This window comes from Novosphingobium album (ex Liu et al. 2023) (assembly GCF_029076845.1).
Lineage (GTDB): Bacteria > Pseudomonadota > Alphaproteobacteria > Sphingomonadales > Sphingomonadaceae > Novosphingobium.
In genome coordinates, this window is the sequence record NZ_JARESE010000010.1 from 173922 (window position 1) to 191301 (window position 17380).

14 protein-coding genes and 1 tRNA gene are annotated in these 17380 nt (G+C 68.4%); 12 read left to right on the forward strand and 3 right to left on the reverse strand.

Annotated elements, in window-relative coordinates:
- Positions 1-53 precede the first annotated feature (53 nt).
- A complete protein-coding gene (locus PYV00_RS04005) occupies positions 54-797 on the reverse strand; it encodes an SDR family oxidoreductase (RefSeq protein ID WP_275226961.1) in 744 nt (247 codons plus the stop codon).
- 9 nt (positions 798-806) lie between these two features.
- A complete protein-coding gene (locus PYV00_RS04010; RefSeq protein ID WP_275226962.1) occupies positions 807-2198 on the reverse strand; it encodes a hypothetical protein in 1392 nt (463 codons plus the stop codon).
- A gap of 301 nt (positions 2199-2499) precedes the next feature.
- Between PYV00_RS04010 and PYV00_RS04015 the strand changes: the two genes are divergently transcribed.
- From PYV00_RS04015 to PYV00_RS04035, 5 genes are all read left to right on the forward strand, one after another.
- On the forward strand, positions 2500-3330 hold the full coding sequence (locus tag PYV00_RS04015) for a TetR/AcrR family transcriptional regulator (RefSeq protein WP_275226963.1): 831 nt from the start codon (positions 2500-2502) through the stop codon (positions 3328-3330).
- 282 nt (positions 3331-3612) lie between these two features.
- Positions 3613-5940: a TonB-dependent receptor gene (locus tag PYV00_RS04020; RefSeq protein ID WP_275226964.1), complete on the forward strand. Its 2328-nt coding sequence runs from the start codon at positions 3613-3615 to the stop codon at positions 5938-5940.
- Between the two features lie 348 nt (positions 5941-6288).
- On the forward strand, positions 6289-7095 hold the full coding sequence (locus PYV00_RS04025) for an SDR family NAD(P)-dependent oxidoreductase (protein ID WP_275226965.1): 807 nt from the start codon (positions 6289-6291) through the stop codon (positions 7093-7095).
- Positions 7096-7184: 89 nt separating this feature from the next.
- The gene (locus tag PYV00_RS04030; RefSeq protein WP_275226966.1) at positions 7185-8246 is read left to right on the forward strand and encodes an NAD(P)H-dependent amine dehydrogenase family protein; all 1062 of its coding nucleotides are present in this window, start codon (positions 7185-7187) and stop codon (positions 8244-8246) included.
- Positions 8247-8357: 111 nt separating this feature from the next.
- Positions 8358-8810, forward strand: a complete 453-nt coding sequence (locus tag PYV00_RS04035; protein WP_275226967.1) for a tRNA (cytidine(34)-2'-O)-methyltransferase — start codon at positions 8358-8360, stop codon at positions 8808-8810.
- A 22-nt stretch (positions 8811-8832) separates the two neighbouring features.
- Here PYV00_RS04035 and PYV00_RS04040 read toward each other — a convergent pair.
- Positions 8833-8908, reverse strand: a tRNA-Val gene (locus PYV00_RS04040).
- 146 nt (positions 8909-9054) lie between these two features.
- Between PYV00_RS04040 and PYV00_RS04045 the strand changes: the two genes are divergently transcribed.
- The 7 genes from PYV00_RS04045 to PYV00_RS04075 all read left to right on the forward strand — a co-directional run bounded on the left by PYV00_RS04045 (position 9055) and on the right by PYV00_RS04075 (position 17324).
- Entirely contained in the window at positions 9055-10728 is a 1674-nt protein-coding gene (locus tag PYV00_RS04045) for an MFS transporter (protein ID WP_275226968.1), read from the forward strand.
- On the forward strand, positions 10725-11897 hold the full coding sequence (locus PYV00_RS04050; protein ID WP_275226969.1) for an HlyD family secretion protein: 1173 nt from the start codon (positions 10725-10727) through the stop codon (positions 11895-11897). The genes PYV00_RS04045 and PYV00_RS04050 overlap by 4 nt, the downstream gene beginning before the upstream one ends.
- The gene (locus PYV00_RS04055; protein ID WP_275226971.1) at positions 11894-13294 is read left to right on the forward strand and encodes an efflux transporter outer membrane subunit; all 1401 of its coding nucleotides are present in this window, start codon (positions 11894-11896) and stop codon (positions 13292-13294) included. The genes PYV00_RS04050 and PYV00_RS04055 overlap by 4 nt, the downstream gene beginning before the upstream one ends.
- 195 nt (positions 13295-13489) lie before the next feature.
- Positions 13490-14695 carry a glycosyltransferase gene (locus PYV00_RS04060; protein ID WP_275226972.1) on the forward strand — a complete coding sequence of 402 codons (1206 nt, stop codon included), beginning with the start codon at positions 13490-13492 and terminating at the stop codon, positions 14693-14695.
- A 30-nt stretch (positions 14696-14725) separates the two neighbouring features.
- Positions 14726-15652, forward strand: coding sequence for a hypothetical protein (locus PYV00_RS04065; RefSeq protein WP_275226973.1), 927 nt, complete (start codon positions 14726-14728; stop codon positions 15650-15652).
- Positions 15649-16179, forward strand: a complete 531-nt coding sequence (locus PYV00_RS04070) for a DUF2141 domain-containing protein (protein ID WP_275226974.1) — start codon at positions 15649-15651, stop codon at positions 16177-16179. Before PYV00_RS04065 ends, PYV00_RS04070 begins: the two co-directional genes overlap by 4 nt.
- Positions 16176-17324, forward strand: a complete 1149-nt coding sequence (locus PYV00_RS04075) for a glycosyltransferase (protein ID WP_275226975.1) — start codon at positions 16176-16178, stop codon at positions 17322-17324. Before PYV00_RS04070 ends, PYV00_RS04075 begins: the two co-directional genes overlap by 4 nt.
- The last annotated feature ends 56 nt before the right edge of the window (positions 17325-17380 follow it).

A 17380-nucleotide genomic window follows, 5' to 3' on the forward strand; every position in this document is an offset into this window, starting at 1 on the left:
ATCCGCTCGCGCAGGTACCGATCCGCGCGAGGTCGCGAGTTTCCGGGAAGCCCTCAGGTGTTGCCCGCGCCGTTGGCCAGGATGTGCGTGCCCGAAACCCAGCTCGCCTCGGGCGAGACGAGGAAGGCGACGACCGCGACGATCTCTTCCGCCCGGCCGATCCGCTTGAACGGAGAGGCATTGGCGAAATAGCCGTGATATTCGGGCGTGCGATCGGCCATGCCGGGGCTGGTCGCACCGGGGACCACGGTGTTGACCGTGATGCCGCGCGCGCCCAGTTCGCGCGCCCAGCTTTCGGTGAAGCTTTCCACCGCCTTCTTCGCCGCCGAATAGAGCCCCGCGCCGGCCAGCGGATGCGTGGCGACGGTCGAGCTGAAATTGACCACCCGGCCATTGTCCGCCAGCCGCGAGGCCGCCTCGCTCGCTACATAGAGCGGGCCGAACACGTTGATGCCGAAGATGGCGGCGATATCCTCGTCGGTCACGTCGGCCAGCGCGCCGCCGGCGCTGACGCCGGCATTGTTGACCACGATGTCAAGCCGGCCGGGATGCGCGTCGATCCGGGCGAACAGCGCCTTCACCTCTTCGCGCCGGGCGATATCGGCCTGATAGGCCACCGCCGTTCCGCCCATCGCGGCGATTTCGGCGACCACCTCCTCGGCACCCGCGCGGCTTTGCGCGTAATGCACGATCACCGTGGCGCCGTCGCGCGCCAGCCGCAGCGCGATCTCGCGCCCGATGCCGCGCCCCGCGCCCGTGACCAGCGCGACCTTGCCCTCCAGCACCTTGCCGCCCATGCTATCCCCTCAATCCCCCGCGCCCATGACGAAATCCATGAACTCGTTATACGCCGCCTGCGATCCGGCGCAGGTGATCTTGTCATCCCCGCCCTGTTCCACGCTCATGCGCTGGATGGTCTTTTCCACCCGCGGGCCCTTCCAGCCGCATGGGCAATCCTCGTCCCAGTGGATGGTGACGATATCGCCCGAGGCGAAGCCGCCCCAGCAGCTTTCGGCCAGCAGGTCAATCAGCACCATGCGCCCGATCTGCACGCCTTCGCGCGGCAGCGCCTGCATGTCGGGCGTGGTGACGATCGGGATCGCATAAGGCATGAAGTGGAAGAAGCCGGCATCGCACAGCGGCGCGTTGCCGATGCATTCGGAGAAGCCATAGAGGTTGCCCAGCTTGGCGATGCCGAAGAACCGCTTGATCTGGTCCTCCCAGTCGGCGGGCGCATCCTTGTAGCCTTTCATGCCGCCGCCGCCGACCATCACCGAGCCGGGCGCGAATTCGCATTTCATGCCCTTTTCCAGCCCTGCCCTGGCGACGCGGAACATATCGGCGAACATGCCGCCCATGCGCACTTGCCGGCCCCTGAAATCGCGGATCACCGCGCCGAACCAGGCCTCCATGTCCTCCTCGCGGCGGCGGCCCTGCTCGATCATCTCGCGCCGCAGCTCCAGCAGCGCCGGATCGAGGCCCAGGCTGGCGACATCGCCCTTGTCCTCGGCGGCCTGCAGCTTGCCGGCCAGCGCCAGCAGATCGGCCGACATGCGCCCCGGATAGAGCGTGTGGTAATGGTCCCAGCCGCCGGCCGCCTCCACCTGGAACAGCCCCATCATCTTGATCGCGGTCTGGTGCCCGGTGCGATAGGTCGGATTGAACATCGGCAGCCTGGTGGTGTAGCTGTCGATGCCGCAGGCGGCGCGGTTGACCTCGAAGTAATTGGCCCGCCAGGCGCCGAATTCGTCACGCGATCGCGGCACGAAGCTGAGCTTGCCGGTGGTGCCGCTGGAATAGGTGACGAGCATCCCGAAGCGGTCGAGCCGGTCGAGCCAGTCGTCGATGGTCTCGAGCCCGGCCAGGTCGACGCGCGAGAGATCGTGCATCGTCAGCTTGTCGAGCCACCGGGTCAGGCGGGGAAAATCGCGATTTTCCAGCACCGACAGCGGGTAGTTCTTCAGCACGCGGTGATCGAAGCAGACCGGCAGGACATCGTGCAGCGTGGCGATATGATCGACGCCTTGCCGGTCGGCCAGCTTCTGCAAGGCCGGCACCCGATCGCGCATCCGGGCAAAGCGCAGTTGCAGCGCCTTGAGCTGCAAGGCCTCGCGCTCCTCGCGCGGGATCGCGAAGAGATCCTCGAAGCGATGCTGCGGCCAGCCCGCCGGGTTCTCCGGCAACAGCGAAAGTTCCATCCTGCCTCTCCCGTGGCGGTGCCCCGGCAAGCGCGTTCGCGCGGCGGCTGACCGGGGCGGAGATCTCCCCGCCGTGGCCCGAAGCCGTCGAATCGCCTATTTGGCACCTTTGATGTGACTTTATCGCTGCACAATTGAGAATGATAGGTATAAAATAAGCCTTCAAGCCGTATCGGCGAGGCTCAGGCCCACCTTGCCCATGGTGCCCCATTGACAGGCGGGCGGCGGGAGCGCTGGATTCGTCACCCGCGCGTGCAAGCCGGCGCGTGCGGGCCCGCCCGTCCTTCGCCTGGAGAGCCCGATGAAGACCCACCCGATCCGCGAAGCCGAGAGCGAGGGCCGGCCCGTGGCCGCCGCGCGCCGGCCGGGGCGCCCGAGCCTGAGCAACGTGGACCTGCTCGACAAGGCGTTCGAGCTGTTCCAGCAACATGGCTTCGAAGGCACCAGCATCGATGCGATCACCGCCGCCACCGGCATGGCCAAGCGGACGATCTATGCCCGCTATGGCGACAAGGATTCGCTGTTCAAGGCGGCCCTGCAACGCGCGATCGAGGAATGGCTGGTGCCGGTCGAACGGCTGCGTGCGGCCGAGACCGACGATCTGGAGGAAACCCTGCTCAGGATCGGGCGGATGCTGGTGGCCAACATCATGAACCCGGCGGGGCTGCGGCTGCTGCGCATCACCAACGCGGAATCGAGCCGGCGGCCGGAAATCGGCGTCTTTACCTACAACCAGGGCACCAAGCAGACGATCGCCTATCTTGCCGACTTGTTCCGCCGCCGCATCGGGCCGGCCACCGTCCCGATCGACGAATGGAAGGAAGCCGCGATCGCCTTCCTCAACTCGGTGGTCAGCGGGCCTTCCACCAAGACGGCCTGGGGGCTGACGTTCGATCAGGCAACGATCGACAAGCTGATCGTCTCCTATGTGCGGCTGTTCATGTACGGCCTCGTGCCCCGGCAGGGCGAGCCGGCGCACGACCCGCCCGCGCCACCACCGCCGGCCGGGCCGGATGACCCCGAGAGCGCCGAAAGCGCGAGCCTGATCGAAGAGAACCGGCGGCTGCGCAAGCTGCTGGTCGAAGCCATGCTGGCCAATGCCTCGCTGCGCGAGCGCGGCGAGAACCCGTAGCCTGCCCGGGGGCGGCGGGATTGCGCGGTTTCGTCCAGACATAATATGTCACCGCAAGGTTCTAATAAGGGTTGACTCCACATCGGTTTGTTCCATACGAGGAGCCAAAGAAAACAGGAGAGGAGGAGGTCGCGGTCCAAGGTCGTCCCCGAGCATCGCCGCGCGCATTTTCCCCTGACGATCGCGCACGCGCAATGGCTGGACCGACTTGCCGGGAAGCGACCGCGCCTCTGACGACACATAACCGATAAACGCCACGATACCTGGCGAGAGGAGAGGGATATGAGGGATCAGTCGCTTCGTGCAGCCGCGCTGGCTTGCACGGCAATCGCCGCGCTTTCGGTTTCCACCGTCGCCTACGGCGCCCCCGGCGAGACCGCGCAGGCCACCGACAACGGCCTGGAAGAAATCATCGTGACCGCGCAGCACCGCTCGGAAAACCTGCAGGAAGTGCCGATCGCGGTCAGCGCGGTGACGGCGAACGCGCTGCGGGAATCGGGCGTCGACACCTCGCGCGACTTGCCGCAGATCGTCCCCAGCGTGCAGTTCTCCCGCTCGGGCGCGAGCGGCTTCTTCTTCGTGCGCGGCGTCGGCACGACCAACGGCTCTTCGGGCGAAGAAAGCGCCAATGCCGTCTACGTCGATGGCGTCTACATGGCCGACCTTGGCCAGACGATCAACAATTTCAATAACATAGAACGCATCGAAGTGCTCAAGGGGCCGCAGGGCACGCTGTTCGGGCGCAATGCCACCGGCGGCCTGATCCACATCATCACGCGCGAGCCGGGCAACGATCTTGAACTGGACGGCCGTATCGGCTTTGCCAACTACGATACGATCAATGCGCAGGTCTATGCCACCGGGCCGATCACCAACACGCTCAGCATGGATGTCGCGCTGACCAAGCTCTACCAGGGCAAGGGCTGGGGCCGCAATCTCACGCTCGATCGCAAGAACAAGATCCAGGATTACCAGGGCGCGCGGTCCAAGCTGATGCTGCGGCCCAGCGACGCCGTGAAGCTGACGCTGGCCGGCGACTACTATGAGGGCGAGGACAATCTCGCGCTGGGCTACCGCATCTCGCCCGGAACGGTGAACGCGGGCGGGGCGACCTCGCCTTCGGGCTGGAACACCACGCTCAACGACTATCCGTTGACCAAACAGCGCATCTGGGGCCTCAGCCTGACGGGCGAGGCCGATCTGGGCTTTGCCACGCTGACCAGCATCTCCGCCTTCCGCAAGAGCCGCAACGCCAGCGACTTCGACGTCGATGGCGGCCCGGCGCCCCTGCTGCGGATCACCTTCGTTTCGGGCACGAAATCGTTCCAGCAGGAAGTCCGCCTCGCCTCGGACGATACCCGGCCGCTCGCCTGGCAGCTTGGCGTGTTCTACCTCTATTCCGATGCGGACAACGATTCGCACTTCACCGGCGCGGCCTTCCCCGCCACGCTTCGCGAACAGCACATCCTGGGCAGGCTGAAGAGCGATTCCTACGCGGCCTTCGGCGAGCTGACTTACGCGATCACGCCGACCACCAAGCTGACCGGCGGCATCCGCTACACCAAGGACAAGCGCCATTTCGTCGCCAGCCAGGGCAACGTGCTGGCAGCGACCGGGGAGGAAATCCGTTCGGGCACGGTAACGATCCCCAGCGGTCAGCCGCTGTTCGCGCCCGGCGTACAGGATTCGCGCCTCAGCTATGGCAAGGTGACATGGCGCGTGGCGCTGCGGCAGGACATCACCGACGACGTGAGCGTCTATGCCTCGGCCAACCGGGGCTTCAAGTCAGGCTCCTACAGCCTGCAGAACCCGCTCAACGACCCCTACCTGCCGCAGTACATCACGGCTTACGAGATCGGCCTCAAGTCCGAGCTGTTCGACCGCAAGCTGCGGTTCAACATCTCGGGCTTCCATTACGACATCAGCGACTACCAGGTCCGCTCGGCGGCGACATCGAACCCCGGTTCCTCGCTGGTGCTCAACGCCGCGACCGTGAAGGTCGATGGCGTGGAGATGGAGTTCGAGGCCGCGCCCACCGATGGCCTGCGCCTGTTCGGCGGCGCGACCTGGCTCAATTCGCGCTTCGACAAGTTCGGCGGGCCGGGCGCGGAATTCCAGGCGCCGATCACTTATGCCAACGCCAACTCGTCAGCCGATCCGCTGCAGCGCACGCGCTGCCTGGTGCCCGCGTCGGACGGTTCGGCCAATCCGGGCCAGATCGGCACCGGCCCGCTGACCGGCGGCTTCACCACCTGCTTCGGCGACGTTTCCGGCAACAAGACGCCCAATGCGCCCAAGCTCGCCGCCAGCCTTGGCGCCAGCTACACGGTGCCGGTGGGCGAAACCGGCGAACTGCGCTTCACCGGGCTCTACAGCTATAACGACGGCTATTACTTCGAATCCGACAATGTGCAGAAGCAGGGTTCCTACAGCCTGGTGAACGCCTCGGTGGAATATCGCCCGTCGGAGAATCTGGGCGTCGAGATCTGGGGCCGCAACCTGGGCAACAAGCAATACGCGGTCCAGAAGATCTCCAGCAGCGGCCTGTCGGTGGTGGAAGGCCTGGGCGCCCCGCGCACTTATGGGGTGAACCTCAACTTCAACTTCTGAGAACTGGTTGGGAAATGCGCCTCTCGGCGCATGGTGGCACCGGCCCGTTCCCCCACCCGGCCTCCCATCGGAATGGTACTCTGTGGGAGGCCGGGTGGGGGAGCGGGCCGGCGCCGCCTGGAAATGCGCTCTTCCGCGCATTTCCCAACAGACTCCGACATAAACGCCGCCCGATCGGACTCTCCCGTCCTGAAACGCGCGATATCCCCATATGGGGATTCTCTTCCGGCCGGTCCTGTGATGACTAGCGGCCTGTCCCGCCCCCTCCCGCGACGCGTCGGCCAACGGCGAGCATCGCCGTGGGGGCGGCGGGCAGGCGCGAACAGAACATCGAGGGACAGGAAACACATGGATCTGCAACTCAAGGGCCGCCGCGCCCTCGTCACCGGCAGCAGCAGCGGGATCGGCGAAGCCGTCGCCCGGATGCTGGCCGACGAAGGCGCCGCCGTGGTGGTCCACGGCCGCAACCGTGAACGCGCGGAGAAGGTCGCGGCCGATATCAACGCCGCCGGCGTGGCGATCGGCGAGCTGTCGACCGACGCGCTCGCCGCCAGCGTCCATGCGGAGGCTTGCGCCGCGCTGGGCGGCAATATCGAGATCCTGATCAACAACGCCGGCGGCAGCTCCACCGGCAACACCGCCAGGCCGCCGATCGAGATCAGCACCGACGACTATATCTCCAACTATCACGCCAACGCGCTGGCGGCCGTGCGGCTGTGCCAGCTTTGCGTGCCGGACATGACGGCGGCGAAATTCGGGCGGATCATCAACGTGTCGAGCGCGGTCGCCGTTCAGCCCAACAACCTGGGGGCGGATTATTCCGGCGCGAAATCGGCGCTGAACAACTTCACCGTCAGCCTGGCCGGCTCGCTCAAGGGCCTGGGCATCACGGCCAACACGCTTTCGCCCGGCATCATCATGGTCGATGGCCTGCTGCGCTTCGGGCGCCAGAAGTTCGGCGACCCGGACATGTCGTTCGAGGAAGTGAGCGAGCGCTTCGCGGCCGAGAAGGTGTTCGACATGCCGCCAGTGGGCCGGCTGGGCATCCCGCGCGATCTCGCGGTCGTCGCCTGTATGCTGGCCAGCCCGCTGTCGGGCTTCATCACCGGCGCGAACTATCGCGTCGATGGCGGCCAGGTGCGCAGCCTGAACTGAGCAACGCCGGGCCCAGCGCCATCACGACAAGGCCGGCGCCGGGCGAAAGACCCCGCGCGCCGCGACAATCGAGGGAAGGAAGCCTTAGCATGTCAGAGTCCGAGAAAACCTATCGCGTCATCCAGTGGGCCACCGGCACGGTCGGCAAGGCGGCGCTGAAATACTTCATCGAGAACCCGGTGACAGAGCTGGTCGGCGTCTACGTCACCAATCCAGAGAAGGTGGGCAAGGACGCGGGCGACCTCGTCGGCCTGCCCCGAACCGGCGTGACGGCGACGAACGACGCCGATGCGATCATCGCGATGGAGGCCGATTGCGTGCTGTTCGCGCCGCTCAACATGGCGGCCACCACGCTCGATCTGATCTGCCGCCTGCTGGCATCAGGCAAGAACGTGATCTCGCCCGCCGGCCCGTTCCTGCCCAACAAGTGGTTTCCCGATGAGACCGCGCGGATCGAGGCGGCCTGCCGCGCGGGCGGCAGCTCCTATCACGGCTGCGGCATCCATCCCGGCTTTTCCGGCGATATCCTGCCGCTCACGCTGACGCGGCTGATGAGCCGGGTCGATTGCGTCGAAGTCACCGAGATCATCGACAAGCTGCGCAACCCGATGATCTATACCGAGGTCATGGGCTTCGGCGCCGACCCCGAAGAGCTGCTGGCCAATCCCCGTCGGTCGCCCGAAACCTACAAGTATTTCTATTCGTCGATGGCGATGATCGCCGAAAGCCTGGGCCAGACGATCGAGAACGTGACGGTGAAGTTCGAGGTTTCCCGGGCCCTGAAGGACATCGTCCATCCCCACGGCGTGGTCAAGGCCGGCATGGTCGGCGGGCAGCACTATGAATGGACCGCCTGGGTCGAAGGGGCGCCGCTGGTGGTCTATCACTTCTACTGGCAGCTTGGCGAAGACCTCGATCCGCTGTGGGAAGAAGGCGAGGCGCGCTACCGCATCGTGATCAAGGGCGATCCGCCGCTGGAATGCCACCTGATGGGCGGCAAGGACGCCGATGGCCGCCACCCCTTCCTCGGCCTGCCGTGGACCGGGCTGGTGGGCTGCACCGTCGTCCCGCAGATCTGCGATGCCGCCCCGGGCGTGGTGACGCACCTTGACCTGGGCGTCGTGCAGCCGCGCGGGCTGGTGCGCCGCTGAGCCAGCGCGATGCCCGCGGCCGCATCGCCATGCGGCCGCGGGCAGGGCCCCAAGACGCGCGGATCGCACCGCGCGCTTGCATGGCGGCCTTGCCGGCGCCAATCAGCCGGGATGCGCATTGCCCTGTTCGAACCGGAAATCGCCGGCAACGTCGGTGCCGTCCTGCGCCTGGGCGCCTGCCTGGGCGCGGCCGTGGACCTGATCGAGCCCATGGGGTTCGCGTGGGATGACCGCAGGGTCCGCCGCGCGGCGATGGACTATATCGACCATGTCACCATCGCCCGCCATGCCGGCTTCGATGCGTTCAGGGCCGCAATCGGTTCGCGAAGGCTGGTGCTGTTCACCACGAAGAGCGATCAATCGATCTATGATTTCGGCTTCATGCCCGACGATGTCCTGCTCTTCGGCAAGGAAAGCGCGGGCGTGCCCGCCGCGATAGCCGGCGCCTGCCACGCCCGGGTGCGCATCCCCATGCGGCCGCAAGTACGCTCGATGAACCTTGCCTCGTCAGCCGCCATCGCGCTTGGCGAAGCCTTGCGCCAGACGGCGACCTTGCCGGATTGACGCAAGTGAAAGAGGCAATCGCTGGTGGGCGGTGACGGGCTCGAACCGCCGACCCTCTCGGTGTAAACGAGATGCTCTACCAACTGAGCTAACCGCCCGGCACAGCCGAGGGCCGGGATTTAGCGGGTTTGCGCTTCGGGTCAATGGCCGCGCGCATGGCGTGGCGCGGCCAGGGCGAGGCATGGCTTGCGAAAGTGGCTGGCGGCGGTAAACGATTGGCCCAGGTCGTTGCCGCGAAGGTCATGTGGACGAAAGCCCGCCCTACCAGTTCAAGCCGCATGAACGGCCGACCCTGCCAGGGTCGCCGGCCAACCCGGATCATCCGACGCGCCGGCGCCTGTTCTACCTGCTGATCGGCGCGCTGATCGGCGTCACCGGCGGGCTGGGCAACGCGCTGGTCGCGGTCAACCTCTCTTTCGCGCAAGGCACGCTGGGGCTCGATTCGGACGAGAGCGTGCTGCTGACCGCCGCCTATCTGATGACCAACACCACGGCCAACCTGCTGATGGTGAAATACCGCCAGCAATTCGGCCTGCAATCCTTCGTCCGCTACATGCTGGCGATCTATGCGGCGGCGACGGTGCTGCACCTGTTCGTGCACGATTTCTCCTCCTCGGTCATGGTCCGCGCGGCGAGCGGGTTTTCCGCCAGCGCGCTGTCCACGCTGACCATCCTCTATCTGATGCAGGGCCTGCCCGCCGCCAGGCGGCTGGCCGGGGTGATGATCGGCATCTCGATCCCGCAGCTTGCCACGCCGCTGGCGCGCGCGCTTTCGCCGCACCTGCTGGTTTCGGGCGACTGGCACATGGTCTACTGGTTCGAGCTTGGCCTGGTGCTGGCCACGCTGGCGGCGGTGATGGCGCTGCCGCTGCCGCCCAGCGAGCGCAGCGAGGTGTTCGAGCGCGGCGATTTCCTGACTTTCGCGCTGCTCGCGCCGGGGCTCTGGCTGCTGATCGCAGTGCTTTCGGAAGGGCGCATCCAGTGGTGGACCGAGCGGGCGTGGATGGGCTGGGCCTCGGCCGCCAGCCTGGTGCTCGTCACCACGGCGCTGATGTTCGAGCATCGCCGCGCCAATCCCCTGATCAACACGCGCTGGCTGGGCACGCGCGAGATGGCGCGGCTGATGCTGGTGGCGGCGGCCGTGCGCGTGCTCCTGTCCGAACAGGCGTTCGGCTCGGTCGGCCTGCTGACCGTGCTGGGGATGCTGAACGACCAGATGGTCACGCTCAATCTCATCATCGTCGCCGCGTCGGTCGCCGGGATGCTGGTGGCGGTGATCACGTTCAACCCCGCCGACGTGACCCGGCCGATCGCGATCGCGGTGCTGATCATCGCGATCGGCGCCTTCCTCGATGCCGACGCGACCAACCTGACGCGGCCCAGCAGCTTCTATCTCAGCCAGGCGCTGATCGGCTTCGCCTCGCTGCTGTTCATGGCGCAGGCCATGGTGATCGGCATTTCGCGCACGCTGCTGGCCGGGCCCCGGCACCTCGTCAGCTTCGTGGTGCTGTTCGGCCTCAGCCAGAGCATCGGCGGGCTGATCGGATCGGCACTGCTGGGCACGTTCCAGACCGTGCGCGAGAAGTTCCATTCGCACGAGCTGGTCCAGTCGATCGTCATGACCGATCCGATCGTCGCCGCGCGCGTGCGGGCGGGATCGGGCGCGGTGGGCGGCGTGATCGGCGATCCGGCCTTGCGCGGAGCCGAAGGAGCGGCGCTGCTGGCCCAGCAAGTGGCGCGCGAGGCCAATATCCTGGCCTATAACGATGTGTTCCTGCTGGTCGGCATCCTCTCGCTGCTGGTGCTGCTGTGGGGTCTGCTGATCCGCCGCGGCATCCGCCTGCGCGGAGAGGACTCGCCGATCATCCTGCTCCAGCGTAGGTTGCAGGCCGCGTCCGGGGGAGCAGCCAAGACATGAGCGAAGACCAGCAAGCCGGCGAGCCGCGCGGCGACACCCCGCCCGCCACCGAGGCCGCGCGCGCGCCCGCTCCGGCGGAAGCTCCTGCCGCACCGGAAGCCCCGCCGGCGGCCGATCCCGAGGATGGCTGGAAGCCGCCGGCCAAAAGCCGCCTTGCCGTGGTGGCGATCGCGCTGATCGCGCTGGCAGGCGTGCTGGCCATTCTCTACGCGTGGCAGTTGCCGCCGTTCGCCGGCTGGTCCGAGGATACCGACAACGCCTATGTGCGCGGCCGGGTGACGATCATCAGCCCGCAAGTCAGCGGCTATGTCACTTCGGTGCCGGTCCGCGATTTCGCCACCGTGAAGCAGGGCCAGATCCTGGCGACGATCGACCGCCGGATCTATGCCGCCCGGGTCGAGCAGGCGAAGGCGAACCTCGCCGCGCAGATGGCCGCGCTGGCCAATTCGCAACAGGCCCAGCGCGCGCGCGAAGCGGCGCTGGGCGGGCAGAACGCCGCGATCGACAGCGCCCGCGCGCAACTGGTCAAGGCGCAGGCCGACATGCGCCGCGCCGATGCGCTGGTGGCGGACGGATCGATCTCCTCGCGCGAACGCGACCAGACGCGCGCCGCCCTGCTCGCGGCCGAGGCGGCAGTGCGCCAGGCGCAGGCGGCGCAGAACGTGGGCACGCAGGACGTGCGCTCGGTGATCGTCGGGCGCGGCGGGCTCGAAGCCGCAGTGGAAGCCGCCAGGGCGCAGCTTCACCTGGCCCAGATCGATCTCGACAATACGCTGATCCGCGCGCCGAGCGATGGCCAGTTGTCCGAAGTCGGCGTGCGCAACGGCGCCTATGTCACGGCGGGCACCCAGCTCATGTTCCTGGTGCCGCGCGATTTCTGGGTGATCGCCGCCTTCAAGGAAGCGCAGACGCACAACATGCGCGTGGGCCAGCCGGTGACGTTCCGGGTCGATGCGCTGGGCGGCGCGCGCCTTGCCGGCCATGTCGAAAGCCTCTCTCCGGCGGCGGGATCGGAATTCGCCGTGCTCAAGTCCGACAATGCCACCGGCAACTTCGTCAAGGTGGCGCAGCGCATCTCGGTGCGCATCCGCATCGATCCGGGGCAGAGCCTGATGCAGCGGCTGCGCCCGGGCATGTCGGTGGAAGTCCGCGTGGCGACCGACCAATGATCCGGCCACCGGCCGCGTTGATCGCCATCACGCTGATCGGCGCGGCGCTGCTCACGGGGTGCGCGGGCCCGGCGGTGGAGACGGCGCGGGTCGATCCGGTGGCCCCGCCGGCCGGCTGGCGCATGACCGCGGGCGCGCCCGAGGCTCCGCTGGAACACGGCTGGTGGGCCGCTTTCGGCGATCCGCGCCTGGCCGAACTGGTGGACGCCGCGCTGGACCGCAATCTGGACATAGCCCAGGCCACTGCCCGCGTGCGCGAGGCCAAAGCGCAGGAGATGACGGCGCGCGCGGCACTGCTGCCCAGCCTGGAAGCGGCGGGCGCGGCAGCGCGATCGCGCAGCGTCAGCCCTTTCGGCCTGCCGACCGAGCAGACGGCGGCGCAGCCGGCGGTGCAGGCGGCCTGGGAAGCGGACCTGTTCGGCCGCCTTGCCGACCAGCGCGAGGCGGCGCGCGCGGCCTGGCTGGCCAGCGGCGCGGGGCGCGAGGCGGTGCGCCTGTCGGTCGCCGCGGCGACGGCGAGCGGCTATGTCACGCTGCTGGCGCTCGACGCGCGGCTCACCGTCGCGCGCGAGACGCTGGCGGCGCGGTCCGAAGCGCTGCGGCTGGCCCGGCGGCGCGCCGACACCGGCTATTCGCCCAGGCTGGAACTGGCGCAGGCCGAAGCCGAATACCAGGCGGCGGCGCAGATCATCCCGCCGATCGAGCAGGCCGTGGCCCGGCAGGAGAATGCCCTGAAGCTGCTGACCGGCGAATTGCCGGGGCCGGTCGCGCGCGGCGCGGCGCTACGGGCGCTGGCCACGCCGCCGGTCCCCGCTGGCCTGCCGTCCGAACTGCTGCGCCGCCGGCCCGACGTGGCGCAGGCCGAATACCAGCTCGCGGCGGCGGACAGTTCGCTGGCGGCGGCGCGCAAGCGCTTCCTGCCGCAAGTGCGGCTGACCAGATCGGCGGGCGCGGCGTTCTCCACGCTGCTGGCCGATCCGATCACCATCTGGTCGGTGGGCGGCAGCGTGCTGGCGCCGCTGTTCGAAGGCGGCCGCCTGCGGGCGGGCGCGGAAGCGGCCGGCGCCCAGCGCGACCAGGCGGCCTATGGCTATCGCCGCGCGGCCCTGAACGCCTTTCGCGAGGTCAACGACGCCCTGGCCGCCGTCGCCAGCGCCGACGCGCAACTGGGCATCGTCACGCGCCAGCGCGACGCGCTGGTCGAAACGCTGCGCATGGCGACCAACCGCTACCGCGCGGGCTATTCGCCCTACCTCGAACAGCTTGACGCGCAGCGCGGCCTGCTGGCGTCCGAACTCGCGCTGGTGCAGGCGCGCGCCGATGCGCTGACCAGCCGCATCGCGCTGTATCAGGCCATGGGCGGCGGCTGGAGCGCCGGCACGGACGCGGCGCCCTGAAAATCGCTGCACTGCGTCATCGTTCCGAAACGCAGGCGGACTAGAGCGGCGCCAGGGGCGGGTGGAAACACCAAGAGAATCGGAAAAATCGAAAAAATTGAAGGTTGTATGGCGTCTGGGGCCGGCATTCGGCGCCAACGCTTCGGCAGGGTGCGCGCGTAAAAAAATTCCTGCCGGCGACTGCGGAGTGTTACGATGCATGGCGTCACTGACAGTATGCAGCGGCCTTTGCGCATTGTCGTGCCGATCCACAGTTTCGAGCCGGGCGGGGTCGAGCGCGTCGCGCTGGGCCTTGCCCGCGAATGGTCGGCGGCGAACCATCACGTCACCGTGGTGCTGGGCCGACCCGAAGGCGCCGAGCGCGATCAGGCGCCGCCGCTGGACTATTGGCGCATCCCCACCTGCCGCTCGACCGCCGGGTTCGAAACGCCCTGGATGATCCACAGCCTCTACAGCCGGCTGGTGCGCGATCAGGCCGATATCGTGTTCTGCCCCGGCAACACATACGCGGTGGTCGGCGCGGCGATGCGCGTGCTGCTGGGCGACCAGTGCCCGCCGCTGGTGCTGAAGATCAGCAACGACCTGATCCGCGCCGACATGCCGCCGCTGCTGCGGCGCGGCTATCGCGTCTGGCTGCGGATGCAGGGATCGCTGTTCGATCGGCTGGTCGCCATGGCGCCGCCGATGCAGCGCGAGATCCGCGAAAGCACGCGCGCCCACGCCAACCAGATCGCCATCATCACCAATCCGGTGCTGCCGCGCCGGCGGCTGGAACGGCTGGCCGCGATCCGCCGCAAGCCCGCCTCGCCCTGGGGGATGCATTATGCCGCCGCCGGGCGGCTCGCCCCGCAGAAGAACCTCGACCTGCTGCTGCACGCCTTCGCCCGCGCCGCGCGCCCGGCCGACCGGCTGACGATCGCCGGCGAAGGGCCGGAGCGCGGCAGGCTGGAAGCCCTCGCCCGGCATCTGGGCATCGCCGCGCAAGTCAGCCTGCCGGGCCACTTGCCCAGCATCGAAGCCTTGCTGGCAAGCGCCGACGCCTTCGTGCTCAGCTCCGCTTACGAAGGGCTGCCCGGCGCCGTCGTCGAAGCGCTGGCCGCCGGCCTGCCGGTGGTGGCCACCGATTGCAGCGCCAGCATGGCCGACCTGCTCGATGGCGGGCGGCAGGGCCTGCTCGTGCCCGTGGGCGATGAGCACGCGCTGGCCGCGGCGCTGGCGGACGTGCGCGGCTTCGCGTTCGATCCGGCACGATCGCGCGCCATCGCCGCCCGCTTCGAGCTGGAGACCGCCTCCGCCCGCTACCTCGACATGATGCTTGAGCTGCGGCGGCAGGCGGCGCGCCAGCGGGAACAGACGCTTGCCTGGTCATCCTGCCGTCCGCCCGCGAGCGGCCTTTTCTGATCTTCCGGCCTCAATCCGAACGGAGCCCCCTTGCCAGACACCACCGCGATGCTTGCGCCCGAAGCCCCGCCGATCACGCTGACGCCGCAGGACCGTCCGCGCCGGCGCGGATGGAACACGGCGCTTTCGATCACGCTTTCGCTCGCGGTGCTGGCCGTGGTGCTGCACGAGCTGCGCGGCTTCGATGCCAGCGCGCTGCTGCGGCTGTTCCCGCTCGATCCGCTGTTCTGGATCACGTTCGCCGCGTTTTATTTCGTCACCCCGGCCAGCGAATGGCTGATCTTCCGCCGGCTCTGGACGATCCCGCCGGGCGGCTTCGTCGCGCTGCTGCGCAAGCGGGTCTACAACGAGCTGCTGCTGGGCTATCTGGGCGAGGCCTATTTCTACACCTGGGCGCGGCGCCGGATCGCCTTGTCCGGCGCGCCGTTCGGGGCGGTGAAGGACGTGGCGATCCTTTCGGCCATGGCCGGCAACGGGGTGACGCTGCTGCTGCTGGCGATCATGCTGCCGCTGACCGGGCTGGGCCAGCTCGGCATCGACAGCCGCGTGCTGACGCTGTCACTGGGCGTGCTGCTGCTGATCTCGATCGGCGCGATGGCGCTGCGGCGGCAGGTCTTCTCGCTGCCGCGCGCCCAGATCCTGATGATCCTGCGCACGCATCTGGCACGCATCGCCGCGACCACCGCGCTGTCCGCGCTGCTGTGGCACCTTGTCCTGCCGGACGTGCCGGTCAGCTGGTGGCTGTTCCTGGCAACGCTGCGGATGCTGATCTCGCGCCTGCCCTTCGTGCCCAACAAGGACCTGCTGTTCGCCGGCGCCGCCGTTTTCATGCTGGGCCACGAAAACGCCATTTCCGCGCTGATGGCGCTGATGGCCGGGCTGATCCTGGCCTGCCACCTGGCCATCGGCAGCGCGCTGGCACTCGTCGATCTGATCCATCGGGAGGAGCACCCATGAATCCCTTGTCCACCACCGCGCTGCTGCCGCTGCTGGCGGCCACGGCGCTGCCGTCCACCCCGGATCTGGGCAAGGCCGAAGGCCGCTGCCGGCCGGACGAGAACGGCCCGGCCTTCCTCGTCACGCCGGACGGGCTGAAGGACCGGCAAGGCACGCTGAAGCTGGAAGTCTACCCGGCCAACGACCGCGATTTCCTGGCCGACGACAATGTCCTGATCCAGCAGGGCAAGCCGTTCAGCCGGGTGGAGACGCCGGTGCCGCCCGCGGGCCGGCCGCTGTGCATCCGCGTGCCGCGCCCCGGCGCCTATGCGGTGGTGCTGCTGCATGACCGCGACCAGAACCGCAAGTTCGGCTGGCGGATCGACGGCATCGGCTTCTCGCGCAATCCCCGGCTCGGCTTCAGCAAGCCGGGCGTGAACAAGGTGCGCGTCATGGCGGGCGGCGGGCCCACGCCGCTCGATATCGTGCTCAACTATCGCAGCGGACTGGGTGTCGCGCCGCTCAGGCAGAAGGAATCGGCCCGGTGAAGATCGTCGATGTCTGCGCGCTCTATTCGCCGCAAGGCGGCGGCATCCGCACTTACGTGGAGCAGAAGCTGGCGATCGGCCCCCGGCTGGGGCACGAGATCGTCATCATCGCCCCCGGCGACCGTGACGAAGTGATCGAGCACGGGCCGGGCGCGCGCATCGTCACCCTGCGCGCGCCGCACTTCCCGCTCGACCGCAAGTACTGGTACTTCGAGGACGAGCAGGCGCTGCACGCCGCGCTCGATGCCGAAGCGCCGGACTTCGTGGAAGTGACCTCGCCCTGGCGCAGCGCCACCATGGTGGCCGAATGGCGCGGCGCCGCGCCGCGCAGCCTGGTGATGCACGCCGATCCGCTGTCGGCCTATCCCTATCGCTGGCTGGGCGACATCTTCTCACGCCCGACGATCGACTGGCAGTTCAGCCTGTTCTGGTCGCACTTGCGGCGGCTGGGCCAGAGCGTCGATCTGGTGGTCTGCGCCAACCGCGACCTGACGCGGCGCCTGGCCGAAGGCGGCATCGCCAATTCCGCGACGATCCCGATGGGCGTGGAGGCCGGCCGCTTCGCGCCCGAACGGCGCGACGCGCGGCTGCGCGCGCAGTTGCTGGCCGAATGCAGCTTGCCCGAAAGCGCGACGCTGCTGATCGGCGTCGGCCGGCTCGCGCCCGAAAAGCGCTGGCCGGTGGTGATCGACGCGGTGACGATCGCCTCGCGCGAGCAGCCGATCGGCCTCGTCATGCTGGGCGAGGGACGCGAGAAGCGCGCCATGCTCAAGCGCATCGCCGGCAATCCGCACATCCGCCTGTTCGCGCCCAAGCGCAGCCGCGACGAATTCGCCCGCATCCTCGCCAGTTGCGACGCGCTGGTCCACGGCTGCGAGGCCGAAACCTTCTGCATGGCCGCCGCCGAGGCGCGCGCCTGCGGCCTGCGGGTGATCGTGCCCGACGCGGGCGGCGCGGCCGATCATGCCGCATCGGGCGGCTGGACTTATGCCGCCGGCGATCCGGTTGCGGCCGCCGCCTGCATCCGCGAGGCGATCGAGCGGCCCTGGCGCCCGGCCGCGCGCGTGCGCACGATGGACGAGCATTTCGCCGAACTGTTCGCCCGTTACGAAGCGCTGGCCCGGCCGTTCCGCCGGGTGGCCTGAGGGTTGGTGGGGTTGGTGGGGGAGCGGGCCGGTGCCGCCTTGCGCCGTATAGGCGC